This is a genomic window from Martelella sp. (genome assembly GCF_984369615.1).
The window spans coordinates 1-3067 of sequence record NZ_CFHTCS010000447.1 but is presented as its reverse complement, the minus strand read 5'-3'; the positions used below and the strand labels follow the sequence as shown (position 1 = coordinate 3067).

Annotated in this window: 3 protein-coding genes; 2 read left to right on the top strand and 1 reads right to left on the bottom strand. The window is 62.4% G+C overall.

The features are described from left to right. The coding region (locus AC5DC2_RS21955) for an SDR family NAD(P)-dependent oxidoreductase (protein WP_491700022.1) at window positions 1-482 on the top strand (482 nt) is incomplete at its 5' end. A gap of 81 nt (window positions 483-563) precedes the next feature. On the opposite strand, the gene AC5DC2_RS21950 is transcribed toward AC5DC2_RS21955, so the two are convergent. Then, the gene (locus tag AC5DC2_RS21950; protein WP_491700021.1) at window positions 564-1235 is read right to left on the bottom strand and encodes a YggS family pyridoxal phosphate-dependent enzyme; all 672 of its coding nucleotides are present in this window, start codon (window positions 1233-1235) and stop codon (window positions 564-566) included. Between the two features lie 174 nt (window positions 1236-1409). On the opposite strand from AC5DC2_RS21950, the gene leuS reads away from it, so the two are divergent. After that, a partial coding sequence (leuS, locus tag AC5DC2_RS21945) for a leucine--tRNA ligase (protein WP_491700020.1) occupies window positions 1410-3067 on the top strand: 1658 nt, incomplete at its 3' end.

The window sequence follows — 3067 nt, the reverse complement described above, 5'->3', positions numbered from 1 at the left end:
CGGTGGGGCGCGACGGCCCCATGCCGATGACCGATTTCGAGCGCACGCTCCGCGTCAACCTCATGGGCACGTTCAATGTCGTCCGGCTTTCCGCCCACCGCATGTCGCTTGCAGAACCGGTCGGCGAAAGCCGAGGCGTGATCGTCAACACGGCTTCGATCGCCGCCTTCGAGGGCCAGATCGGCCAGGCGGCCTATGCGGCCTCCAAGGGCGGCATCGTTTCCATGACCCTGCCGCTGGCGCGCGAATTCGCCCGCTTCGGCGTCAGGGTCAACACGCTGGCGCCCGGCATTTTCCTTACGCCGCTGCTCTACAACCTGCCGGAAGAGGCGCAGAAATCGATCGCCGCGACGATCCCCTTCCCCGCCCGCCTCGGCGATCCGGCGGAGTTCGCCCATGCGGTGCTTTTCGCGGTTGAAAACGATTATCTCAACGGCGAGGTGATCCGCCTGGACGGTGCGAACCGACTCGCGCCGAAATGAAAGAACGGGCTGGACGGGTTTTCACGTGAAACATCCGACGGCAGAGCGGACGTACGGCTTAGGGTCTTGGAGAAAGGCGCCTCAGACCGGATAATCCCGTTCGCCGAAGATCGCGGAGCCGACGCGCACGCTGGTGGCGCCGAAGGCGACCGCGATCTCGTAATCGCCGGACATGCCGATGGAGAGCTTCGGCACGTTGTTTTCCTTGGCGAGATCGGCAAGCAGAGCGAAATGCGGGCCCGGATTTTCGCCCGCCGGCGGAATACACATCAGGCCTTCGATCTCGAGCCCAAGCTCATCCCGGCAAAGATCGAGAAAGGCTTGCGCCTCACGCGGGTCGATGCCGGCCTTCTGGGGCTCGTTGCCGGTATTGACCTGCACGTAAAGTCTCGGCGCCTTGCCCTGCTTCTTCATTTCCTTCGCAAGCGCGCGGGCGATCTTCTCCCGATCGACGCTTTCGATCACATCGAAAAGCTTTACCGCGTCTTCCGCCTTGTTGGACTGCAACGGCCCGATGAGGCGGAGTTCGATATCCGGCGTCTCTTCCTTCAGCGCCGGAAACTTTTTCTGCGCTTCCTGGACCCGGTTTTCGCCGAAGACCCGCTGCCCCGCCGCGATCGCCGCGCGGATGACATCGGCCTCGTGGGTCTTGGAGACCGCCACCAGCGTGACCGCATTCTCCGGACGTTCGGCCTCATGCTCGGCGGCGAGAATCCTTGCACGCACGTCCTCAAGATTTTCGGCAACACCCATCGGCTTCAACTCCTTTTTCCGCCGCCGCACCTTATGGCAAACGCATGGCGCGCCGCAACGGGTCCACACCGCTTTCCCATACCGCCAATTCGCCCCGTATAACTTGACGCTGGGGCGCTTTCATGATGAAGCTCACCGCCAAAATCACCAAGAAAATGACCGAGTAGCACCGATATGGCCTCTGAACGTTACAACCCGCGCAAAGTCGAACCGAATTGGCAGAAGAAGTGGAACGAAGACAATGTCTTCGTCACCGACAATGCCGACCCGCGCGAGACCTACTACGTGCTTGAAATGTTTCCCTATCCCTCGGGACGCATCCACATCGGCCATGTTCGCAACTACGCCATGGGCGACGTGGTGGCGCGCTACAAGCGCGCCCGCGGCTACAACGTTCTCCACCCCATGGGCTGGGACGCTTTCGGCATGCCGGCCGAAAATGCGGCGATGCAAAACAAGGTCCACCCCAAGGACTGGACCTATGACAACATTGCCACGATGCGCAACCAGCTGAAATCCATGGGCCTGTCGCTCGACTGGACCCGTGAATTTGCCACCTGCGATGTCGAATATTACCAGCGCCAGCAGCATCTCTTCATCGATATGCTGGAAAAGGGCCTCGTCTACCGCAAGCAATCCAAGGTGAACTGGGACCCGGTCGACATGACCGTCCTTGCCAATGAGCAGGTGATCGAAGGCCGCGGCTGGCGCTCCGGCGCGCTGGTCGAACAGCGAGAGCTGACGCAGTGGTTCTTCAAGATCACCGATTTTGCCCAGGACCTGCTCGCTGCGCTCGACACGCTGGACGGCTGGCCGGAGAAAGTGCGGCTGATGCAGAAAAACTGGATCGGTCGCTCCGAGGGCATGATGGTGCGCTGGGACATTTCCGACGGTGCGGAGAAGGCCGGCAGCCATGAGGAACTGACGGTCTACACCACCCGTCCGGACACGATCTTCGGCGCTTCCTTCATGGCGATTTCCGCCGACCATCCGCTGGCGAAGGAAGCCGCGAAGCACGACGACAAGGTCGCCGCCTTCTGCGAGGAGACGCGTCGCGCCGGAACCTCTCTGGCGGCCCTCGAAACGGCGGAAAAGAAGGGCGTCGACACCGGCATCCGCGTGCGCCATCCCTTTGACGAGGCCTGGGAACTGCCCGTTTACGTCGCCAATTTCGTGCTGATGGATTACGGCACGGGCGCCATCTTCGGCTGCCCCTCCGGCGACCAGCGCGACCTGGATTTCGCCCGCAAATACGGACTGCCGGTGACCGCGGTAGTGATGCCGAAGGATGGCGATGCCGCGACCTTCGAGATCGGCGACGAGGCCTATACAGATGATGGCGTGATGATCAATTCGCGCTTCCTCGACGGCTTGAGCACGGACGACGCCTTCGAGGCAATCGCGCTCAAGCTTGAGGCCGATATCGTGCGCGGCGCGCCGCGCGGCGAACGCAAGGTCAATTTCCGCCTGCGCGACTGGGGCATTTCCCGCCAGCGCTACTGGGGCTGCCCGATCCCGGTCATCCACTGCGATGATTGCGGCGTCGTGCCGGTTCCGAAGTCCGATCTGCCGGTGAAGCTGCCGGACGACATCGATTTCGAAAAGCCCGGCAATCCGCTCGACCGGCACGCCACCTGGCGCCATGTCGCCTGCCCGCAATGCGGCAAGGATGCGCGGCGCGAGACGGACACGATGGACACTTTCGTGGATTCGAGCTGGTATTACACCCGCTTCACCGCACCTCACGAAGACGCCCCCACGGACCCGGCGATTGCCGACCGCTGGCTGCCGGTCGACCAGTATATCGGCGGCATCGAGCACGCGATCCTGCA

What these genes read in the sequence shown, in the direction of transcription:
- AC5DC2_RS21950 (WP_491700021.1), bottom strand. Translation starts at nt 1,235, where the DNA reads ATGGGTGTTGCCGAAAATCTTGAGGACGTGCGTGCAAGGATTCTCGCC.